We start from the raw sequence: 21,038 nt of genomic DNA on the forward strand, positions 1-21,038 counted from the left end.
AGCCTGGAATTAAGCCAGAAATTAAGCAATCATTTGTTCTTCTAAACGTAAAGATGCTTCAAAGGCAGCGCGATTTTCAAAAATCTGTAATACTCGATCTAGCTGAGTCAGTTCAAAAATAATCCGAACCGAAGGAGCTATCGAACAGATGCTTAAACGCTTTCCGAGATTTTGGGCTAAACGATAAGCTGAGACTAAAGTCATTAAACCCGCACTGTCTAAAAATTCTACTTTTGCCATATCCACCAAAAACATTGAATATTCTGGTGATTTTACCGCTTCGCCCAGTTGAGTTTGTAATTCTGTTATATTAGCGGCTGTCACATAACCGACGGGTTCAAAAGTGGCGACTTGCGGGTGAACTGCTATACTCATCATCGATTTTATTCTCTCCTTAGTTAAATTTGTTTTTTAGTAGTGGTGTTGAATGATTTTAGAGATATGACTTTACAGATATGTAGCTATTATGGATCAATTCTCAGATTTTGGCTGTTTATTCTTTTGAGTTGTTCTTTTTTCATCAATAATGACTCTATCGTTAATCCCTCGTTTTGTAATGTTAGGTTTGATTTTATGGCTTTCGTTAAGCATTAGGCAACTGAGTTTATCAGATTTACTGTCCAGTCTGAACTTATGTATCTTTATGTCTATACTTAACTCGTTGATGATAATTTAGCATTGTATCGAGATTTGTGTAAAAAAAAGTAAAGCAGAATACTAAAATAGTTACATTCAATTCAAAGCCTTATTTGGTTGGAGATCTAAAGCTTTTTAACGAGCCAGATTCGCTCATTCTGCTGATGTGTTTTGGCTCTGAATCTGATAGAATACCAAACTGGGCAAAAGTCAAATCTAAATAATTAATCGAAAATCAGAGAATTATAAAAAAAATCTTAATAAAGACTTACAATTCTTTTAGCGAATCTTTTAACGATTGGCTTGCGTCTGCTGTTTATGAATGAAACTCGCGCCTAGAAGGCAACAAGAATGGCTCAAATACAAAATGCCTTCACTTTATTTCTCAGCTTGCTAGTCGAGGCGATCCCCTTTCTACTGTTGGGGGTTTTGCTTTCTAGTGCATTGCTTTTATTTATTGATGAGCGTAAATTAATCTCAGGGATGCCCCGTAATCCGATACTCGGTGCATTAATGGGTAGTTGTATTGGTTTTCTTTTTCCTGTCTGTGAATGTGGTAATGTTCCAGTTGCTAGACGATTATTAATGCAGGGAATGCCGACATCTGTAGCGATCGGTTTTTTATTAGCCGCCCCAACTATTAATCCTATTGTGATTTGGGCAACTTGGACAGCTTTCCGAGATCAGCCAGAAGTAGTTGTTTTACGGGTTGTGTTTTCTTTGGCGATCGCGACAATTATTGGTTGGATTTTTAGTACACAAACCAACATCGCACCAATGTTACAACCTTTTTTAGCAAATCGTCTCAATGTATTACAGTCCTTACCGCTACAACCTGAACCAGTTCCCTCAACTTATACATTATTACAGTCTGGGACTTACATTTTAGGTGAAACAGAAAAACCTCGCTCTTTCGAGGCACTGGCGAGAGCAACAACGCCACTAAAAATGAGTCAAGGAAAGCGTTTACAAGTATATTTAGAAAACGTGTCCTTTGAATTACGAGAGTTAGGCGGAATGCTCGTACTAGGAAGTGCGATCGCTGCTTGTATTCAAGTTTTTATTCCCCGCGAAGTGATTTTAAATCTCGGACAAGATCCAATGACCTCGATTCTCGCTATGATGATTTTAGCGGGGATTGTTTCGATTTGTTCAACTGTTGATGCTTTTTTCGCCTTGTCCTTTGCTTCTAGCTTTACCACCAGTTCGCTCCTCGCGTTTCTTGTCTTTGGACCTATGATCGATCTTAAAGGCATCGGATTAATGTTATCGATTTTTCGTCCTCGAATACTTATTTATCTATTTCTCTTAGCAGCACAATTAACCTTTATTTTTGCGCTAGTTCATAGTTATTTTTTCTCTTAAAATGAATGCAATTGCGAATCCCTCCAAGCTGTTATACCCTGCATTAGAAACCTTGTCTATCTTGGCGTGGGGCAGCTTACTTTTAAAATATTTTCTCAGTGGTCAATTAAAATTATTAATTCATCCTAACTATTTTGGTTTAGTCTTTGTCACCAGTATCGTTTTATTAATCATCGGTGGGATAAAAGCTTGGCAACTTTTTAAGCAATGGCGCAACCGCAATAAGTTAACCCATAAAGAAGAAACCGTCAAACATATTACCTTGCTCCCAACAGGCTTAGGAAGTAGTCTATTACTCATTACCGCTTTATTGGGGTGGAGTATTCCCCCAACGCCTTTGACGAGTCAGATCGCCCTACAACGCGGTTTTAGTGAATCATTTGCCGTAACTCGCATTCAACCCCAAGCTTTTCGCGCATCCATTAAACCCGAAGAACGATCGCTCGTTGACTGGGTACGAACTCTCAATGTTTATCCTGAACCCGATGCTTATACGGGACAAAAAGTCAAGGTTAGCGGTTTTGTGATTCATTTGCCCGAACTTCCAGAAAATTATCTTTTTGTGAGTCGTTTTATTTTGACTTGTTGTGCCGTCGATGCTTATCCAGTGGGACTTCCCGTCAAACTCAGCCAAAGCCGCAATTTATATCCGCCCGATACATGGTTAGAAATTGAAGGAGAAATGATTACTGATACACTGGCCATTGATGGTCAAAAGATGAAGCAAACCGCAAGTAATCAGCGTCAATTGGTGATTAATGCTCGTTCTGTGCAAAAAATTCCCACACCCGCCGATCCTTATGGGTATTAGAGAATTTTCAACTTAGGCAAGCAAAATGTACAAAAAATTACAAACTATTGACAAAACAGCACTAAGTGTGATATGCAGTTTATTTTTGATCATTGGCGGCTTAATTTGGGGTGAACAATTATGCGGCGGCGGCGAAGCTTGTCCGTTTATCACTCGACCCGAAGTTCAGGAATTTAGCTGGCAAAATCAACAACTAGGTCTTGAAGATCGAGCTTTTACTTTAACCTTTAATCGACCGATGGATCTCGCTAGTGTCGAAGAAAACCTAGTCATCGAACCCACTTTACCAGGGAAAATCAGTTGGGCAGGTAGACGGTTAGCTTATACTTTAACAGTTCCGATTCCTTATGGAGAAAGCTATAAACTTCAGTTACAAGGAGGTAGAGAACGCAGTGGAACCACAGAAATCGGGTTATTAATGGAGCCTTTTTTCGGTAAATTTAAAAGCCGCGATCGCGCTTTCGCCTACATTGGAACCAATCAAACCGAACAAGGTCAACTCGTTTTTTATAATTTAACGCAAAAGAAAAAAATTATCTTAACACCACCCAATTTAAACGTTGTTGAGTTTAAATTTTATCCCAAAGGCGATAAGATTTTATTCTCTGCCGCCTCAAAAAATCAAGGCATTCAAGGATTAAGTGAATTACAGCTTTATCAAGTGACGACGGGAATTGATCAAGATTTATCCAAACCTTTTCAACCAAGTATCGAAGTTATTTTAGACAACAAAGATTATCAAAATAATCAATTTGAGCTTTCATCCGATGGTGAAACAATTGTTGTACAAAGGTTGAACCGAAATAATCCTGCTGATTTTGATTTGTGGATGGTGAAACCAGGAACTCAACCAAAACGCCTCAATTTACCAGGGGGCGAATTTTTAATTACACCCGATGGTCAAACCCTTGCTGTGACTAAAGGTGAAGGTGTTGCGATCGTTCCTTTACAACCAAACACAGAACCTTTAGACTTTTTGCCGAAATTTGGTCGTATTTTGAACTTTTCTGCGGATGGTTCGGCTGCGGCTATGGTCAATTTTAATATGGAAAATGCCAAGCTACGTTATACAAAATCCCTTTATTACGTTAATAATCAAGGTATTCAAAAAGAACTTTTAAATATTGATGGTTCGATTATCGATTGTAAGTTTAATCCCAGTGGTACACATTTATATTGTTTACTGACTCAGCTACTTCCAAGCAAAGATTATCAAGAAAAACCCTATTTAGCCAAAATTGACGTAAAAACGGCTCAAGTATTGCCTTTACTAGAATTAACTAATTACCGCGACATCCATATCAGTTTATCGCCTGATGGTCTCGCTATTTTATTCGATCAAATTCTGACTACAGATAACCCCTCTCTCAATAATGCCCCCGTCTCAAACGCTGGTGAATCAATCATTGGAGGTCGTCTCTGGTTACTTATTCCCCCCGCAACAGACGGTAAAGAAGTTACTCAACCCGACTTAGAAGAATTACCCCTTGTTGGTTTTCATCCCCAATGGTCGCCCTAAAAAATCCTGAATTTTGGTTTTCTTCATTACAATTAATGTTAAGCAATATAAACTAAAAAGCATTTAAAGTTATTAGCCCTATGAGAAAAAGAGCGTTTTGGGTCACTCTTGCCTTGTGCGTATCTCTATTATGTTCCTTTGTTGTTTGGTCTCCTGTCGCCGCCGCTTTTACTGAAGAACAAAAATTATTACTACAATCTTGGCGCTTAGTCAATCAATCTTATTTAGATGAAACCTATAATAATCAGAATTGGTGGATGATTCGCCAAAAATTTCTGCAACAACCACTACAATCGAGAGAAGACGCATATAAAGCCATTGAAGGAATGTTAGCAACCCTCGATGAACCGTTTACCCGTTTACTTCGTCCCGAACAATACCATAATTTACAAGTGAGTACCGCAGGAGAATTGTCTGGTGTTGGCTTACAAATCAATTTAAACCCCGATACAGGTAATTTAGAAGTAGTTGCCCCTCTTGCGGGTTCTCCTGCTGAAATGGCAGGAATTGCCCCCCGCGATCGCATTTTATTTATTGATGGAGTCGATACCTTAACTCTAACTTTGGATGAAGCGGCATCTAGAATGCGCGGACCGAGTGGTACAAAAGTTTCACTAAAAATTCAACCCCTAGGTTCACAAGATATTCGTAATTTAGATCTGGTGCGTCAACGAATTTCCCTCAGTCCAGTTTATGCGAAAATCGATCAATCGGCATCTATTCCGATTGGTTATGTTAGACTCAATCAATTTAGTGCAAATGCTGCCAAAGAAGTCGCCCACGCTATTAATGATTTAGAAAAAAAAGGGGCTCAAGCTTATATTTTAGATCTCAGAAATAATCCAGGGGGTTTACTACAAGCTGGTATTGAAATTGCGCGTTTGTGGCTTAAAGAAGGAACGATTGTTTATACTGTTAATCGTCAAGGAATTTCCGATAGTTTCACGGCGAATGGCCCTGCATTAACCGATGATCCATTAATTGTATTAGTTAATAAAGGGACAGCGAGTGCTAGTGAAATTTTAGCAGGTGCTTTACATGATAATGGTAGAGCGAAGTTACTCGGTGATAAAACTTTTGGTAAAGGATTAATTCAGTCACTTTTTGAATTACCCGATGGCGCAGGTTTAGCAATTACGGTAGCTAAATATGAAACACCCAATCATCAAGATATTCATAAATTAGGCATTCAACCTGATCAAATTGTGACTCAAGATCCGATGACTTATCAACAAATTGGTACAGAAATCGATCAGCAATATCAAGCTGCTATTCAATTATTAACCGAAAGTCCCGTATTAGCTAAAGCCGGTTAACTGAAGTTAAGACGAAAATTTAGAACAAAACTGCACCGCTCGCGGAATTTAAAATTCCGCTAAACTGCTTGCAGTGCATTCCGCACCCCTACTTCTATCAAATAACTTTCAATTTTTACTTTATTTTTAATAGCTTTTGGAAAAAATATATAACTTAAAAGTGAATCAATCAAACAAAACACCATAATTAATCTTATCAGTTATGGAATACCAATAGCTGTAGAAAATGATAAGAATATTTTCAATTAATAAATTATTGTTAATAGTCTGATTGACTACGAATAAACTTAATAAACCATTGCACTAAGACAGGATTACGCCATCCTTTTTCTGTTTCTTGTTGAATGATTTCTAAAGCTTCATCAGAAGAACAAGACTCTTTGTAAGGGCGTTTACTCGTCAAAGCAACATAAATATCAAGAATTTGAAACACTTGTGCTAACCAGGGAATTTCATCTCCTTTTAAATGATCAGGATAGCCGCTACCATCCCATTTTTCATGATGATGACGAATAATCGGTAAGACTCCTTGTCGATTTGGTAAAGATTGACATATTTCTTCACCAATTAACACATGTTTTTGAATAATAGCACGCTCATCAGGGGTTAATTCTCCTTTTTTGAGCATAATTTCATCTGGAATAGAAACGGTTCCAATATCATGCAAATAAGAAGCATAGCGTAGATTTTGAATATCTACAAAAGGTAGTCGTAAATATTCACCAAATGATTGTACTAAATAAGCAATACGATTACAAGAATTATCACTTTCAGGAAAACGATTTTCTATTGCTTTAGCGATCGTAAATAAGACTTGTTCAATCTGATATAGTCCTTCATAAAGTTTTTTTTGTTCAATGAGAGAGCGAACACGATTTGATAGTTCCAGACGCTTTAAAGGTTTGAGAAGTAAATCATCTCCACCCACCTGATGACAGCGATAACGCATTTCTTGATCATCGGTGACGGTGGTTAAAATCACTGGGATCAAACGAGTTTGCTCATCACTTTTAAGTTGTTGACACGTTTCTAAACCACTTCTAACATCGAGTAAGATCAGATCGGGTTTTTGTTCTAGAACTTCGGAGGTGATTTCTGAATAATCATCTACTTCTAAAACTTCATAACCATCTAAAGACAATAAATCTTTAGCAGTCATTCGGCTAAAGGGATTATCATCAATGATTAATACTTTGGCACGTTCAACACTAACGACGGGTGTCATAACTAAATTTTGATTACTAATTAGGGTTAGGGCATTTAGGTTTAAGGTATGCAAAGAAATATTAACCTCTTAACTTTTTCTTAATCACCATTTCAGATCGATTAAATCTGCGATGGTTATTTTCTTATAATTCCAAGCTACTCGATTTTTAGCAAAGTTAGTTATTACATCACAAAAGTTCAGTCTTTTTACGGAAATTTTCCCATCTTTTTTTCCATTGACTCGTTGATTCTAAATTACTAGCTTTTTGTTCGATTGCTCGCCGATTCTGTATATTTACTGAAGAATCTTTTAGGGATGGATCTCGATAAGGGATGGCGGCACGGGTTTGTAAATGCTCTTTTTCTTGTTCTGATAATGGTGATAAATGTTCCTGTGACCAACTGGCAATAGTTCCAGGCGATCGCCTTCCGACGCTTTCTGTTGCTCCTATGGATAATCCTGCTATCTGTAAAGCGGTCCTTATCGAAGCGGCACAAGAGTAGGTTGCTAAATAACCCGTTGATTTTAAACACTTAGAAACAAAACTTATAAATTCAACTGTCCACAGTTGAGGACATTTGGTGGGCGAAAATGGATCTAAGAAGATGGCATCTGCCAAGAAATGTTCCTCACAAAGTTGTGTTATGGATTGTCTAGCATCGTTAATCCATAATTTCGCCTGTAGATTTGAGGTTTCTATCTGTTTATCTTGAGCTAATTTTGTTAAAATTTCGGGTATCGGAAAAGCCCAATTATTTAATAATCCTTGTGCGATCGCATTTTGCGGTACTTGTTCATCGATTTCTAATGCAATCAATTCGATATAACAGTTGGGATTTATTGCCCAAATTGTGTCTAAAGCTGCTGCACTATTATAACCTAGTCCATAGCAAATATCTAAAAGTTTTAGGCTAGACTGTTCTTGAGCTTTTGAAAAAATTCGACAGGATTGTATAAATTTTTTCTCTGCTTCTTGTTTGGCTCCTGAGTTAGAATGAAACGCCTCATTATATTCTTTGGAGAAAAAAGTATATGAACCGTCATCCGTTGGAAGCAAAACCAATGAATTTAAGTTTTTCATTGCACTTTTATCTATTTTTTTAGTCCTATTTATTTGATTTTTTGTGAGAATTTTTCTGTTTTTCTGTTATTTTTTTACAATATTTTGTCTATTTTATAGAATTATAACAAATTTTAAACTAATTGTAAATATTAATATAGTTTAGTGTATTTCTCTAATTTTACTCAAATCAGAAAATAAGCATAAATTAGACTAAACCCAAAAAGAATAATCGATAGAGTAAAACAAATTATTATGCTCTAGTTTGGATGAAAAGATTACTACACTAGCATTTGGTGGTATTCTATACTTTAGTTCCTTCGTTAGATATATCCCGTTAGATAGAGCCTTGGTCGATTTTTTGAAAAGTCAATCAAACGACAAGCGGTAAAATTGGAAGAAAAAAAGGAGTTTTGCAACAAGTTTGATTTTAAGAATCTTTTTATTGATACAATTATAAAAAAATTAGATAATGTAAAAGAACCATCAATTAAAATCTATATATAATCTTATAGTTTTCGATTTAACTAAAATATTAATTTGATTTTGTAGAGTATTATCCTTGACCAATTACATGACTTCTGATACTAATCATCAAAAATTTGCTTTAACAACACCTTTATACTATGTTAACGATGTTCCTCATACCGGAAGTGCCTATACAACAATGATCGCCGATGTAATCGCACGTTGGAAGCGATTAGAAGGCTATTCTGTCTTATTCATCACCGGAACCGATGAACATGGGCAAAAAATCGAACGAACCGCCTCTTCTAAAGGACTTGATCCCCAAACCCACTGTGATCAAATCGTCACTAGCTTTGAGTCATTGTGGCACAAACTCGATATTCAATACGATCGCTTTAGTCGAACCACTGCGGCGCGTCATCATGCCATAGTTAACGAGTTTTTTCAAAAAGTGTGGGACAAAGGAGATATTTACCTTGCACAACAACAAGGTTGGTATTGTGTCGCTTGTGAAGAATTCAAAGAAGAACGCGAACTCATAGAGAATCATCATTGTCCCATTCACACCAATCTAAAAGTAGAATGGCGGGACGAAGAAAATTATTTTTTTCGGCTTTCTCAATATCAAGAAAAACTAGAACACTTGTACGCCAATGCTCCTAATTTTATTGGGCCCGAAAGTCGGCGCAATGAAGTTTTAAACTTTGTTAAACAAGGGTTACAAGATTTTTCAATTTCCCGCATTAATGTCGAGTGGGGTTTTCCCATTCCCAATGATCCCAAACATACAATTTATGTCTGGTTTGATGCCTTACTCGCCTACATTACCGCTTTATTAGAACCCAATCAAGAGCCAACTTTAGAAAATGCTCTATCGAACTGGTGGCCAATTAATTTACATCTAATTGGTAAAGATATTTTACGGTTTCATGCCGTTTATTGGCCAGCCATGCTGATGTCGGCGGGATATTCGTTACCTAAACAGGTTTTTGGTCATGGATTTTTAACGAAAAATGGACAAAAAATGGGTAAAAGTCTTGGAAATACCCTAGATCCTTTTGATTTAGTACAGCGTTATGGCTCAGATGCAGTCCGTTATTATTTTTTAAAGGAAATTGAATTAGGCAAAGATGGTGATTTTAATGAAACACGTTTTGTTAATATTGTCAATGCTGATTTGGCCAATGATTTAGGAAATCTTCTAAATCGTACCTTGGGTATGGTAAAAAAGTACTGTCAATCCAAAGGACCGCAAATCAAAGGTAGTAATTTAGCCCCTGATCATCCATTAAAGATTATTGGGTTAGAATTAGGAGATAAAGTTACTCAAGGGTATAGCGCGTTACGATTTAGTCAGGTCTGTGAAGAGATTCTAAATCTAATTCGAGCCAGTAATAAATTTATTGACGAGAGTGCGCCCTGGAGTTTGTTTAAACAAGGTCAGCAAGCTGAAGTTGAACAGGTTTTATATGCCGTACTAGAATCAGTCAGACTCGCTGCTTATCTCTTGTCGCCAATTATCCCAAATTTGAGTACTAAAATCTATCGTCAATTAAGTTTTTCAGTTGACTTTAATCATTTAAACCAAATTCAAGAAGTTGCTAATTTTGCTATTCATAGCCAATGGGGTCAACTTTCTACTAATTTAGAGTTAAGTCAACCGGAGCCAATTTTTACTAAATTAGAACTTCCTTTAGATGATTCATAAAGTTTATAAATCGGAACGGGAATAAATTTTAAGAACTGGCTTTAAAAATGCTAAAAAGTCATTTAATCAAAGTTAATTTTTTTTATAATAAACGAGGAATTTAAAATGTTTGAAGATTTTGAAAGTGATACCATATTCACGGCTGAACAGGTTTTGGAAAATCGCGGCAGAGTGGCTATTTTTATCGATGGTTCTAATTTATTTTATGCGGCTTTGCAATTAGGAATTGAAATAGATTATACTAAGCTTCTTTTTCGTTTAACAGGTGGATCTCGTCTATTAAGAGCCTTTTTCTATACAGGAGTTGATCGCACTAACGAAAAACAACAGGGGTTTTTACTCTGGATGCGTCGCAATGGTTATCGAGTTATTGCCAAAGATTTAGTGCAACTTCCAGATGGTTCTAAAAAAGCTAATTTAGATGTTGAGATAGCCGTTGATTTAATGGCATTGGTTGGCTCCTATGATACCGCAGTTATTGTCAGTGGTGATGGAGATCTCGCCTATGCCGCCGATGCGGTGAGTTATCGGGGCGCTAGAGTAGAAGTGGTGAGTTTGCGATCGATGACCAGTGATAGTTTAATTAATGTAGCCGATCGTTATATTGATCTAGATCAAATTAAAGAAGACATCCAAAAAAGTCCAAAATCTCATCTAAATTATAGTCCTTTTCCGGCGTTGGGAACTGTTTTAGACGACAATCGTCCTCGCTAGAAACTATATTTAAGATTTGCTTTTTGACAAAAAGTGATAGTATTATTCAGCTAATTAACCAGCTTTTTAATAAATTTAAAATGAATTTGTCTAAAAAAACTATCCTCTTTCCACAAGTCAATCTTTGGCTTGGAAAGGGGTTTATTCTATTTTTGTTAATCCATATTTCGGCTTGTCAATCATCTAATCCTGTTACCGAAAAAGACCTCGAACAACCAACAAAAGAAGAGTTAGATAGTCGTTTAACACTTAATAATGCAACTTTAGAGCAAGCTGATGCTAAAGGTCAAACCCTTTGGAAAATTCAAGTTAATAAAGCAAATTATAGTAAAGATAAGAAAGTAGCTCAACTTGAAAAAGTTAAAGGAAATCTTTATCAAGATGGCAAAGTTGTACTTTATGTAAGTGCAAATAAAGGAACGATTGAAGACAATGGTAAAAAGATTTTTTTACGAGAAAATATTACTGCAACTGATCCGAGAAATGGAATCGTTATTCGCGGTGATGAAGTAGAATGGCGACCTGAAGACAATATATTGATGATCCGAAATAATCTTAAAGGAATTCACACTAAATTACAAGCCACCGCTAAAGAAGGAAGATATCATACTAAACAAGAGCGCTTAGAATTAGTGGGGGATATTTTAGCAACAGTGAAAGAACCTCCATTACAGATTAAAACGAATTATTTATCTTGGGATGTGAAAAATCAATTCATTTCTGGGGATCAACCGATTAATATTGTTCGCTTTAAAGATAAAACAATTACCGATCAATTATCTGCTAAAAAAGTTATAGTGAGTCTTAAAGATGGTGTGGCTACTTTACAAAATGAGGTGCAGTATAAATCATTTGACCCCCCGATCCAAATTGCAACAAATGAAATCAGTTGGAATTATAAAGCTCGTTTGATTGGAGCAAATACCCCCGTAGAAATATTTCAGTACAAGGATAAAATTACTGTAACAGGTAATCGCGCTCACGTTGATTTGAATAACAAAATGACGATTTTATCCGAAGGTGTACAAAGTATTAATCAATCCTCACCGTCTAAATTGTATAGTAATCAACTTATATGGAATATGGCGACTCAAATGGTAGAAGCAAGCGGAAATGTTATTTATGAACAAGCTAAACCAAAAATGAATTTTACTGGCGAAAAAGCCGTCGGAATAATTAAAGATAATAGCTTAATTTTAAATGGAAATAATAACGATCGCGTAGTAACCGAAATTTACCCCGAAGAGAAAAAATAAGAAAGACGCGAGTAACCACGCCTTTACATAATCTATTGGATATTAATATTAGTTGAGGTTTTTCTTGACTTCATCTTTTACATCTTCTTTGGCGTGACGAGCTTGACCTTCAACTTGTTTAGCTTTTCCTTCTGCTTGATCTTGAGGATCTCCAGTCACGTTGCCTAATGCTTCTTGGGCTTTGCCTTCAACATTTTTAGCAGTTGCTTTAGCTCTTTCTTCTAAACTCATGATGTACTCCGATTGCTTTAATAAACTGTTAATTAAATAGGTTACTTATCTAATGACTTAACCTATTACTTTTAGAATAAAAGATATTACCTCATTTTTACATCCCTCAGAAGTCGTATTAAGTATTCCTATTTAGAGCAGTTGATTTATTCCTAGCACTAAATCTACAATCACTCTTAGGGTTAATACAGACAAGGAACCGAGGAGTTAGTCTAGTATTCATTGGACATCTATCATTTTTTTTATGTTTTTACAAGATAAAGATTCTGGCACATTAGTAGAAATTTTAGATATTGAAGCCTTATTTAGTCCCTTAGAAAATGCGGTTTCTGGACAAATTCAATCAGGAGAAGATGAGCAAACTCCTGAATCATTTGCCAAAGAAGATCTAATTTTTCCATCGGGTGAAAGCTTACCCCTGTGTTGGTTAGATGCTAATTACAAAAGGGCGCAAAGTGCTTAGATTTATCCTAATTTGACAAAAAGGTCACTAAAAAATGAACAATATTGCGATCGTTAGTCCCCCAGAAATTCCAGGGCCTTCAATTCCTCAGCCTAGCCCTGTTCCTAATCCTCCCATACCCGATCCGCAGCCAGATCCCTTACCGTCTCCTTTACCACCGCCTGATCCTGATCCTGAACCAATTCCAGCACCAGATCAAACACCCGAAACCGATCCAGGAAAGCCATCACGGTTAAATTATTCAATGAGTTTAGTTTCTGAGATATCATAGACAGCAATATCCCATTGACCATTTTTGGCTATTTCAAAAGCAATACGAGAGCCATCAGCACTAATTGAAGGATTTCGTACATCAGCTTGTAGATTACTCGTTACATTGCGTTTTTGCTGCGTTTCTCGATTGTAGATATAGATATTAGTGCGACCTTGACGAGTTCCAGCGAAAACAATGTATTTGCCATCTTCAGTAATAGAAGGATGAGACGCTATTTCATCAAGTGCATTTAGTCCGGGTAAATCGATTAAACGTCGAGTTTGGGCATCAAAAAGATAAACATCTTGCGAACCATTGCGATCGCTTGTAAAGACAATAAAACGCGCCGAAACTTGGGGGCTGTTTTCTAAATAAGGACTGTTTAAGCTTCTTCCGGATGAATCAAACGGAAAATTAAGGATACGCGGGTAGCCAACACAGCCACTTAATAAACTACCAACGAATAGAGATGCAAAAATAAAGCGTTTCACGGTTTATGGATTAGGGATCGGTGTTCCATCGGGGATATCTAATTCAATATTGGGCCCACGATCAAGTACCTCTATATCCCATTGTCCTTTACGGGCGGACTGAAAGACAACATAACGACCATCAGGACTAATATGAGGATGCTGTATCCATCGCCGGTAACCTTGAATGAGTAGGTCAGAACGTTTGGTAATACGGTCATACAAAGCAATTGCGGGACGACCATCTAGGGTAACGAGATAGACGAGATAACGCCCCGTGAGACTGAGACTCGGACTATCGGCGATCGCATCACCCCCATAAAAGCCCGATAATCCCTCAAAGCGACGGACTTGGAGATCATATAACAGAATTTCGCTCATACCTCGACGATTCGACACCATCGCCAACCATCGACCATTGCCACTGATTGCGGGTTTTTCCTCGTTGTAACGGCTATTCAGGTCGCCTATACCAGGGGGGGGATTATTCATGTTACAGGCACTCAGGAGGGCTAATAAACTATAGCTCAAGCCCTGAATGAAGCGACGTAATAGACGATGAGCAGCCATCTGATTCGCTTAGTAATCAAACCGTACAGAATTATCATTCATTTCATCCCGTTCCGGTGAGGATTTCGGTCTAGTCGGTTGTTCAGTGTCCCAGTTATCCTCTTTTTCTTCATCAACTGGTTGATAGTCTACATAGTCTACATAGGGTGCTGGGGCTTCATCCTGATAGGGGGATACTCGGCTACTTTCTGCGGGGCGCGAAGACCGTTTTCGAGTACTTTGACGTGTTGCTGGCTGTTCTGATGATACATCCGATGAGGGGGGACGACGACGAGGCTGACGGGCGGGGGGTTCTTCCCAACCACTCCCAGAGTCATTCCACTCATCATAGGAAGAACTGGGGGCTTGAGAAGTGGGACGAGTCCGACGGGGTTGCCGACTTTGTGAGTCTCGGCTAGGACGTTCGGCAGAGGGGCGAGTCCGACTCGACGAACGAGGTTCATCATTATCATATCTCGCTGTGCGGGAACTTCTAGGATCATCATACCCTCTCAAGCGGGGGTTATTGTCATAGCGATCGTCTGTTTCGTAGGGTTCGAGTTGATCGAGTTCGGCACGATAGACTTTACTAACTGGACGTTCATCATCAATAATTGGGCTATTGCGTCTTGCTTGTTCAGTGGTTACGCCGCGTAGTTTAATCGTTTCAAAAGCAAAAAAGACGGATACACCAGTCAACAAGAACTGACCAAATTGTAAGATAGGATCGAGTCGCCAGCCTTGAAAGAGTAAGATTAAGCCGCACAATAAACCCACTGCGGCAAAAAAGATATCGTGATCTCTGGATAGTTCTGGGCGTATTGTTCGCATGAAATACAATCCCGCGCCAGCCACTGCTAAAAATATTCCTAAAATACTGGCTGAGTTCAGCCCAAAATTGACCATTCTTACTTCTCCGTTTTTTGCTTAGGAGCTTGTTTATCTATACTTTAATCTAACTATTTTTTTAAGATTCCCTCATTTAAGGGTAAAACTATCTATTAATTTTATTTTTATTTTAGTTCAATAAATAGAAAACCACCCTAGAAAAAACAGGGTGGTAGTCGTCTTAGTATGTACGATTAACTTTATCTTTTTGACTGATAAAAATCAGCCCAACTGTCGCGGGAATAACGACAATTAAAGTTCCAGCTAAGAGACTCCATAAGAAATTCGCTAAAGAGGGTGTCATATCGTTTTAATCCTTTGGTACGTTTTAAGATGCTCAGTTTCTTATTGTATATAGTTTTTGAGCAGTTTCACCAGTCTTCTAGTAGCTAATTTCTAGGGTGACTGAAGCTTGTACAGTCTGTTCGCCACCAATGACAGGTGTACTAAAACTAGCCGATTTGCTAGATAGTTGATCCGCTTGTATCATTCGAGGTACAGGTACATTAGCCCCATTAATTGAAATTCTAACAACTTGATTCGCTGTAAAATTTAAAGCTTTGAGAACTGCGTCTGACTGTTGCTGCGCGTCTAGAGTTGCTTGGCGAAGGGCTTCTTTTTGGGCTTCGGCGATCGCTTCTTCTGTTGCTGTAAAACTGACTCCATCAATACGAGTCGCACCCGCTTTGACTGCATCATCTATTAAAGAGCCTATTTGTTCTGTTTTGATGCGAAAACTCACCGTATTCGTTCCAATATAACCTAATAACTGCCTTTGATTATTACTATAATCATAATTAGGTTGTAGTTGAATTCCAGTGGTTTGTAACTGCTCAACATTACGAGAACGCAAAAAATCGACAACCGATGAGCTTTGCTTGGCGATTTTCTGTTGAACTTCGATCGCTGTTTTGCCGCGAATTTCTACGCCGAGTTGCACCCGTGTTAGAGTTGTGGGAATCATTTCTGATCCTTGTCCAGTGACGAGCAAAGTTCGTAGCATTTGTTGTTCTTGAGACATTGCGGGATTAATCAAAGCTAGATTAAGAATACTGCAACTCGCCAGCATTAGCCAAAACGACTGACGAGGTAAAGTAATTTGACTGAGTTTCATTTTATTTTCACTTTAATTTAGAATAAATCTCGATCGGTTACTGCACCAAGACTGCTAGAAGAGACGAGGAAAGCATATTTACCCAAAATACCTTTAGTATAACGAGGTGGTCTGGGTTGCCAGTTGGCACGACGACGATTTAATTCTTCCGATGAAATATCGAGTTGTAATAAGCGTTCGCTTGCATCGATGGTAATACGATCGCCTTCTTCGACTAATGCAATTGTACCACCGACGGCAGCTTCAGGGGCAACGTGACCAACGACTAGACCATAAGTTCCACCCGAAAAACGTCCATCAGTAATTAAACCTACCGAGTCGCCTAAACCTGCACCGATAATAGCTGAGGTTGGGGCTAACATTTCTCGCATTCCAGGCCCACCTTTAGGCCCTTCGTAACGGACAACAATCACATCACCGGGGTTAATTTTTTTGGCGAGGATCGCTTCTAAACATTCTTCTTCTGATTCAAAGACTCTAGCGGGTCCCGTAATTTTCGGTTTTTTCACCCCACTAATTTTAGCGACTGCTCCTTCTGTTGCCAAGTTTCCTTTAAGAATTGCTAAATGTCCTTCGCTGTATACAGGGTTATTCCAATTACGGATTACATCTTGATTTTCAGATGGGGTATCGGGGACATCTTTTAGTACTTCTGCAACGGTTTGACCACTAATCGTTAAAGCATCACCGTGTAAAAGTCCATGCAATAACAGCATTTTCATCACTTGGGGAATACCACCCGCTTGATGTAAATTCGTCGCCACGTAGCGTCCAGAGGGTTTTAGGTCACAGATGACGGGAACTCGTTTTCGGATGTCTTCAAAGTCATCAATCGTGAGTTTGACACCCATTGTATGAGCGATCGCTAATAAGTGTAACACAGCATTAGTCGAACCGCCGATCGCCATAATTACAGAAATCCCATTTTCAAAGGCTTTTCGGGTTAAAATCTGACTGGGTAGGATTTGCTTACGAATCGCTTCAACTAAAACAAAAGCCGATTTTTCTGTACTATCTGATTTTTCGTCATCTTCTGCGGCCATTGTCGAAGAATAGGGTAAACTCATTCCCATTGCTTCAAAAGCGGAAGACATGGTATTCGCGGTAAACATTCCCCCGCAAGATCCCGCCCCAGGACAGGCATTTCGTTCAATAGCCGTGAGATAATCATCACTGATTTTTCCCGCGCTGTACTGTCCGACGGCTTCAAAGGCACTAACCACCGTTAAATCTTTACCGTCATAATGTCCTGGTTTAATCGTACCTCCATAAACAAAGATTGCGGGAATATTCATCCGCGCCATCGCAATCATCGCCCCTGGCATATTTTTATCACAACCACCAATAGCCAAGACTCCATCCATACTCTGACCATTACAAGCGGTTTCGATCGAATCTGCAATCACTTCACGAGAAACGAGGGAATATTTCATGCCTTCTGTTCCCATCGAAATGCCATCGCTGATGGTAATGGTTCCGAACATTTGAGGCATTCCACCCGCTTTTTTTATCCCTTCTTGGGCCCGTAAAGCCAGATTATTAATCCCCATATTACAGGGTGTGATCGTACTATACCCATTAGCTACACCAACGATCGGTTTAGTAAAATCTTCATCAGTAAAGCCTACTGCCCGCAGCATCGCACGATTTGGGCTGCGTTGTATTCCTTGAGTCACAACACGACTTCTATTGTTATCGGACATATCTGGTTAAATTCCTATTGTCTATCTAAATCCTATCATTTTACAAACTCTAGCCAATTGAATAAAAAAAGAGCGTAAAGATTTGATCTCCAAACCCTTACACAATCTTTCTTTATTAACCCTTGACCAAAAATTTTCTAATTACTTTCCTGATGGGGCTTCTACGGCAGGAATTGGATTAGAATTTTGAGGAGATTTCACCATAGATTGAAGGAGACTAAATCCAATGATCGCCGCCACCGCAACACCACCAATCATAGCAGCAATTTTCCCAAATCCTTTTTTTTCTGAGATTTCTGGGGCTGTATCATCGGTTGGATCTTCGGAATGGGCAAAACGATTATAGAGAAAATCTAAAGCATAGTTTCGTAACTCATAGTAGCGCGGATCTTCGAGTAGACGAGAACGAACTCTGGGACGCTTAAAGGGCATCTTTAACACTTCACCGATTTTAGCCGATGGGCCATTGGTCATCATCACAAGGCGATCGCATAAATACAAAGCTTCGTCGATATCATGAGTAATCATCAATACCGTTAATTTATGATCTTGCCAAATTTTCAATAACTCGTCTTGTAATTCTTCTTTAGTTATGGCATCTAAAGCGCCAAAGGGTTCATCTAAAATTAAAACTTGAGGGCGGATCGCTAAAGCCCTAGCAATAGCTACTCTTTGTTTCATTCCCCCAGACAATTGAGCAGGTTTTTTTTGCGCTGCTTCAGTTAATCCTACCATCGCTAGATGTTCTTCGACGATCGCTATTTTCTCGCTGTGGGGTTTATCGGGATAGACAGAATTAACGCCTAAATAAACATTTTCATAAGCCGTTTTCCAAGGCAACAATGAGTAATTTTGAAATACCATCATTCTATCTGGCCCTGGTTTTTCGACTATTTTGCCTTGTAGACGAACTTCTCCCGTTGTGGGTTGACTAAAACCCGCTATCATGTTAAGGAGAGTTGATTTACCGCAACCCGAATGACCAATCACGCAAATAAATTCACCGGCTGCAACACTAAAATCAATCTCATCTAGAACTGGATAAATTCCAGTGGGGGTGTTATAAGATTTCGTCACTTTTTCGATCAACAAAAAGTCTTGCTGATCTCCTATCGGTTGCTCTTGAGTATTTGTAATGGTTTGCATAATGAGTTAGTCGAGTTGTAATTTAATATTTTTAAATAAGATCTCAAAGCAAAAGTCGAGATCAAGAACGTCTTTAGAGGCTAATCAGTTCAAAATTATCATACTTTTGCTCTTAATCTAAAGAAAATCTATTGTTTTATAGCCGTTGCTTCATCGAGCAGAATTTCCGACACGCGATAATCTCGACGAATGCTCAAGCGTTCTAAATATTTTATGGGTTCATCGGGATCAAAGATTAAACCGTCAAATAAGGCAAAACTATGACGATCTGGCTCAATATCGGGTAAATCTAATTCTCGACAAGCTTCACCGAATAAGTCGGGACGGCGAACCCGTTCGAGTATTTCTACCCAGTTACGAGGAAAAGGCGCGTAACCCCATCGGGCTAACTGCGTTAAGATCCATAAACCCTCGACTCGTCCAGGACAATTGGTCTGATCGACATGAAATTGATTAAATCTAAGATACTGTTCTGGCTTTGAGCCATCGCCTTTATTATAGGGATCAATGAAGCCTGGACGGGTATACTCAGGAAGAGAGCCGACATATTCGGGTTTACAAAGTAGTCCTAAAATCTCTTCTCGGTTACGGCGATCGTCGCAATATTCACAGGCCCGTAATAAGGCTTTTACTAGGGCGATATGGGTTTCAGGATATTTAGCGACCCATTCTTCTCTCACTCCTAAAACTTTTTCGGGGTGTCCAGGCCAAATTTCTAAATCTGTCGCCACGACATATCCTAAGTCCTCGTAAACAGCGCGTGAGTTCCAAGGTTCACCCACACAATAGCCATCAATATTACCCGCTTTTAGGTTAGCTACCATTTGTGGCGGTGGAATAACGATTAAATTTACGTCTTGATCGGGATCAATATCCCCAGATGCTAACCAATAACGTAAGAGTAAGTTGTGCATAGAGGACGGATGTACCATACCAAAATTATGCACTTTATCGGGGGTTGTGGCTAAAGCACGTTTGAGATCGTTTTGGTTTTTGACACCCAACTGTTGAAAATACTTACTTAAAGTGATGGCGTTACCGTTACGACTCAGGACTAAGGCTGTAATAATGGGTACAGAAGGTTTACCACCAGCACCAATGGTCATACTAAGTGGCATTCCCGCGACCATCTGGGCTGCGTCTAAACGTCCGGTTGCGACACCTTGGGCGATCGCTTTCCAACTGGGTTCTCGACTCAGGGTTACTTGTTCGAGTCCTTCTTCTTTAAAAAAGCCTTTTTCTTGGGCAACGACTAGGGGGGCGCAGTCGGTAAGAGGAATAAAACCAATTTCTAGATTGATTTTTTCTAAACCATGACGGGCGATCGCAGTTTGTGCCACTTGGCCGACTTTGGTTTTAGAGCGTTTTTGCTGGTTCAAGAAATAAACGATTTCATTTCGCATGGCGTAGTAACTGGGATGGTTTACGACTTCCATACGATGACGCGGACGGGGGATCGGAACGTCTAAAATCTGTCCAATATGGGCTTCAGGCCCGGTGGTTAACATGACGATGCGATCGGATAATAATAACGCCTCATCGACATCATGAGTCACCATGATACAGGTTACGTTATATTCTTCGACAATTTCCATCAAACGTTCTTGGAGGTTGCCCCGTGTTAATGCGTCTAATGCGCCAAACGGTTCATCGAGTAAGAGAACTTTCGGACGAAGGGCTAAAGCGCGGGCGATCGCTACTCGTTGTTTCATCCCTCCAGACAGTTCACCTGGCTTTTTATGGGCGGCGTGTTTAAGACCAACTAAGTTAATATGTTTTTCGATAATGCTTTTTCTTTCGCCACTAGGTAGATCCCGCATCACCCGATCTACTGCTAAAGCGATATTTTGGCGTACCGTTAGCCAAGGTAAAAGCGAGTAGTTTTGGAAAACTACCATGCGATCGGGCCCAGGTCCTTGGACTTCTTTTCCTTCTAGAATTACGCCGCCATGAGTTGCTTTATCGAGTCCGGCTACAATATTAAGTAGTGTTGATTTCCCACAACCTGAATGACCAATTAATGAGATAAATTCGCCTTTTTTGAGGGTCAATTCAATATTTTTTAAGGCAATATATTGATCTCCATTGGCCAGAGGAAATATTTTATCGACGTGATCAATTTCAATATAAGTAGACATAGAATAATGATTAATTTATAATG

The 21,038-nt window shown here is 38.9% G+C and carries 21 protein-coding genes; 9 read left to right on the forward strand and 12 right to left on the reverse strand.

What is annotated here, in order from left to right; all coding sequences use genetic code 11:
* Positions 1 to 21: 21 nt before the first annotated feature.
* Positions 22 to 378, reverse strand: coding sequence for an STAS domain-containing protein (locus C7H19_RS04475; protein WP_106455683.1), 357 nt, complete (start codon positions 376 to 378; stop codon positions 22 to 24).
* A gap of 609 nt (positions 379 to 987) precedes the next feature.
* Here C7H19_RS04475 and C7H19_RS04480 point away from each other — a divergent pair.
* From C7H19_RS04480 to ctpA, 4 genes are all read left to right on the forward strand, one after another.
* The gene (locus C7H19_RS04480; protein WP_106455684.1) at positions 988 to 2,001 is read left to right on the forward strand and encodes a permease; all 1,014 of its coding nucleotides are present in this window, start codon (positions 988 to 990) and stop codon (positions 1,999 to 2,001) included.
* Between the two features lies 1 nt (position 2,002).
* A complete protein-coding gene (locus tag C7H19_RS04485; RefSeq protein WP_106455685.1) occupies positions 2,003 to 2,812 on the forward strand; it encodes a TIGR03943 family putative permease subunit in 810 nt (269 codons plus the stop codon).
* A gap of 25 nt (positions 2,813 to 2,837) precedes the next feature.
* Complete coding sequence (locus C7H19_RS04490) at positions 2,838 to 4,331, forward strand: Ig-like domain-containing domain (RefSeq protein WP_106455686.1); 1,494 nt, start codon at positions 2,838 to 2,840, stop codon at positions 4,329 to 4,331.
* 80 nt (positions 4,332 to 4,411) lie between these two features.
* Complete coding sequence (gene ctpA / locus C7H19_RS04495) at positions 4,412 to 5,647, forward strand: carboxyl-terminal processing protease CtpA (RefSeq protein WP_106455687.1); 1,236 nt, start codon at positions 4,412 to 4,414, stop codon at positions 5,645 to 5,647.
* Positions 5,648 to 5,906: 259 nt separating this feature from the next.
* Here ctpA and C7H19_RS04500 read toward each other — a convergent pair whose 3' ends face one another.
* Complete coding sequence (locus C7H19_RS04500; protein WP_106455728.1) at positions 5,907 to 6,872, reverse strand: HD domain-containing phosphohydrolase; 966 nt, start codon at positions 6,870 to 6,872, stop codon at positions 5,907 to 5,909.
* 169 nt (positions 6,873 to 7,041) lie between these two features.
* Complete coding sequence (locus C7H19_RS04505; RefSeq protein WP_106455688.1) at positions 7,042 to 7,935, reverse strand: tRNA (5-methylaminomethyl-2-thiouridine)(34)-methyltransferase MnmD; 894 nt, start codon at positions 7,933 to 7,935, stop codon at positions 7,042 to 7,044.
* Between the two features lie 553 nt (positions 7,936 to 8,488).
* On the opposite strand from C7H19_RS04505, the gene metG reads away from it, so the two are divergent.
* From metG to lptC, 3 genes are all read left to right on the forward strand, one after another.
* Positions 8,489 to 10,090 (forward strand): methionine--tRNA ligase, encoded by a 1,602-nt coding sequence (gene metG, locus C7H19_RS04510; protein WP_106455689.1) that lies wholly within the window; start codon positions 8,489 to 8,491, stop codon positions 10,088 to 10,090.
* Between the two features lie 105 nt (positions 10,091 to 10,195).
* Positions 10,196 to 10,804, forward strand: a complete 609-nt coding sequence (locus C7H19_RS04515; protein WP_106455690.1) for a LabA-like NYN domain-containing protein — start codon at positions 10,196 to 10,198, stop codon at positions 10,802 to 10,804.
* A 152-nt stretch (positions 10,805 to 10,956) separates the two neighbouring features.
* The gene (lptC, locus tag C7H19_RS04520; RefSeq protein WP_245927289.1) at positions 10,957 to 12,060 is read left to right on the forward strand and encodes an LPS export ABC transporter periplasmic protein LptC; all 1,104 of its coding nucleotides are present in this window, start codon (positions 10,957 to 10,959) and stop codon (positions 12,058 to 12,060) included.
* Positions 12,061 to 12,108: 48 nt separating this feature from the next.
* On the opposite strand, the gene C7H19_RS04525 is transcribed toward lptC, so the two are convergent.
* Entirely contained in the window at positions 12,109 to 12,291 is a 183-nt protein-coding gene (locus tag C7H19_RS04525) for a CsbD family protein (protein WP_106455692.1), read from the reverse strand.
* 244 nt (positions 12,292 to 12,535) lie between these two features.
* Between C7H19_RS04525 and C7H19_RS04530 the strand changes: the two genes are divergently transcribed.
* Both C7H19_RS04530 and C7H19_RS25505 read left to right on the forward strand, forming a co-directional pair.
* Positions 12,536 to 12,754: an acetyltransferase gene (locus C7H19_RS04530; RefSeq protein WP_106455693.1), complete on the forward strand. Its 219-nt coding sequence runs from the start codon at positions 12,536 to 12,538 to the stop codon at positions 12,752 to 12,754.
* Between the two features lie 34 nt (positions 12,755 to 12,788).
* Positions 12,789 to 13,025, forward strand: a complete 237-nt coding sequence (locus tag C7H19_RS25505; RefSeq protein WP_181280524.1) for a hypothetical protein — start codon at positions 12,789 to 12,791, stop codon at positions 13,023 to 13,025.
* On the opposite strand, the gene C7H19_RS04540 is transcribed toward C7H19_RS25505, so the two are convergent.
* From C7H19_RS04540 to C7H19_RS04575, 8 genes are all read right to left on the reverse strand, one after another.
* Positions 12,992 to 13,498, reverse strand: coding sequence for a TolB family protein (locus C7H19_RS04540; protein ID WP_106455694.1), 507 nt, complete (start codon positions 13,496 to 13,498; stop codon positions 12,992 to 12,994). The two genes, C7H19_RS25505 and C7H19_RS04540, sit on opposite strands and share 34 nt — an antisense overlap.
* Before the next feature lie 3 nt (positions 13,499 to 13,501).
* A complete protein-coding gene (locus C7H19_RS04545) occupies positions 13,502 to 13,969 on the reverse strand; it encodes a TolB family protein (RefSeq protein WP_425428859.1) in 468 nt (155 codons plus the stop codon).
* An 87-nt stretch (positions 13,970 to 14,056) separates the two neighbouring features.
* Positions 14,057 to 14,932 (reverse strand): Ycf66 family protein, encoded by an 876-nt coding sequence (locus tag C7H19_RS04550; protein ID WP_106455696.1) that lies wholly within the window; start codon positions 14,930 to 14,932, stop codon positions 14,057 to 14,059.
* Positions 14,933 to 15,095: 163 nt separating this feature from the next.
* Positions 15,096 to 15,218 (reverse strand): photosystem II reaction center X protein, encoded by a 123-nt coding sequence (gene psbX, locus C7H19_RS04555; RefSeq protein WP_106455697.1) that lies wholly within the window; start codon positions 15,216 to 15,218, stop codon positions 15,096 to 15,098.
* A 78-nt stretch (positions 15,219 to 15,296) separates the two neighbouring features.
* Positions 15,297 to 16,028 (reverse strand): SIMPL domain-containing protein, encoded by a 732-nt coding sequence (locus tag C7H19_RS04560; RefSeq protein ID WP_106455698.1) that lies wholly within the window; start codon positions 16,026 to 16,028, stop codon positions 15,297 to 15,299.
* Positions 16,029 to 16,045: 17 nt separating this feature from the next.
* Positions 16,046 to 17,731 carry a dihydroxy-acid dehydratase gene (gene ilvD / locus C7H19_RS04565; protein WP_106455699.1) on the reverse strand — a complete coding sequence of 562 codons (1,686 nt, stop codon included), beginning with the start codon at positions 17,729 to 17,731 and terminating at the stop codon, positions 16,046 to 16,048.
* A gap of 141 nt (positions 17,732 to 17,872) precedes the next feature.
* Complete coding sequence (locus C7H19_RS04570) at positions 17,873 to 18,877, reverse strand: nitrate ABC transporter ATP-binding protein (RefSeq protein ID WP_106455700.1); 1,005 nt, start codon at positions 18,875 to 18,877, stop codon at positions 17,873 to 17,875.
* Positions 18,878 to 19,005: 128 nt separating this feature from the next.
* Complete coding sequence (locus C7H19_RS04575; protein ID WP_106455701.1) at positions 19,006 to 21,015, reverse strand: ABC transporter ATP-binding/substrate-binding protein; 2,010 nt, start codon at positions 21,013 to 21,015, stop codon at positions 19,006 to 19,008.
* Positions 21,016 to 21,038: the final 23 nt, after the last annotated feature.

Origin of the sequence: Aphanothece hegewaldii CCALA 016, assembly GCF_003007785.1 — a bacterium.
Lineage (GTDB): Bacteria > Cyanobacteriota > Cyanobacteriia > Cyanobacteriales > Microcystaceae > Chroococcus > Chroococcus hegewaldii.

Excerpts from the sequence above, each read along its gene's own strand:
- ctpA (WP_106455687.1), top strand. The coding sequence starts at position 4,412 with ATGAGAAAAAGAGCGTTTTGGGTCACTCTTGCCTTGTGCGTATCTCTA.
- metG (WP_106455689.1), top strand. The coding sequence starts at position 8,489 with ATGACTTCTGATACTAATCATCAAAAATTTGCTTTAACAACACCTTTA.
- C7H19_RS04480 (WP_106455684.1), top strand. The coding sequence starts at position 988 with ATGGCTCAAATACAAAATGCCTTCACTTTATTTCTCAGCTTGCTAGTC.
- C7H19_RS04490 (WP_106455686.1), top strand. The coding sequence starts at position 2,838 with ATGTACAAAAAATTACAAACTATTGACAAAACAGCACTAAGTGTGATA.
- C7H19_RS04475 (WP_106455683.1), bottom strand. The coding sequence starts at position 378 with ATGATGAGTATAGCAGTTCACCCGCAAGTCGCCACTTTTGAACCCGTC.
- C7H19_RS04560 (WP_106455698.1), bottom strand. The coding sequence starts at position 16,028 with ATGAAACTCAGTCAAATTACTTTACCTCGTCAGTCGTTTTGGCTAATG.
- C7H19_RS04530 (WP_106455693.1), top strand. The coding sequence starts at position 12,536 with ATGTTTTTACAAGATAAAGATTCTGGCACATTAGTAGAAATTTTAGAT.
- ilvD (WP_106455699.1), bottom strand. The coding sequence starts at position 17,731 with ATGTCCGATAACAATAGAAGTCGTGTTGTGACTCAAGGAATACAACGC.
- C7H19_RS04575 (WP_106455701.1), bottom strand. The coding sequence starts at position 21,015 with ATGTCTACTTATATTGAAATTGATCACGTCGATAAAATATTTCCTCTG.
- C7H19_RS04545 (WP_425428859.1), bottom strand. The coding sequence starts at position 13,969 with ATGAATAATCCCCCCCCTGGTATAGGCGACCTGAATAGCCGTTACAAC.
- C7H19_RS04550 (WP_106455696.1), bottom strand. The coding sequence starts at position 14,932 with ATGGTCAATTTTGGGCTGAACTCAGCCAGTATTTTAGGAATATTTTTA.
- C7H19_RS04485 (WP_106455685.1), top strand. The coding sequence starts at position 2,003 with ATGAATGCAATTGCGAATCCCTCCAAGCTGTTATACCCTGCATTAGAA.
- C7H19_RS04515 (WP_106455690.1), top strand. The coding sequence starts at position 10,196 with ATGTTTGAAGATTTTGAAAGTGATACCATATTCACGGCTGAACAGGTT.
- C7H19_RS04570 (WP_106455700.1), bottom strand. The coding sequence starts at position 18,877 with ATGCAAACCATTACAAATACTCAAGAGCAACCGATAGGAGATCAGCAA.
- psbX (WP_106455697.1), bottom strand. The coding sequence starts at position 15,218 with ATGACACCCTCTTTAGCGAATTTCTTATGGAGTCTCTTAGCTGGAACT.
- C7H19_RS25505 (WP_181280524.1), top strand. The coding sequence starts at position 12,789 with ATGAACAATATTGCGATCGTTAGTCCCCCAGAAATTCCAGGGCCTTCA.
- C7H19_RS04505 (WP_106455688.1), bottom strand. The coding sequence starts at position 7,935 with ATGAAAAACTTAAATTCATTGGTTTTGCTTCCAACGGATGACGGTTCA.
- C7H19_RS04500 (WP_106455728.1), bottom strand. The coding sequence starts at position 6,872 with ATGACACCCGTCGTTAGTGTTGAACGTGCCAAAGTATTAATCATTGAT.
- C7H19_RS04525 (WP_106455692.1), bottom strand. The coding sequence starts at position 12,291 with ATGAGTTTAGAAGAAAGAGCTAAAGCAACTGCTAAAAATGTTGAAGGC.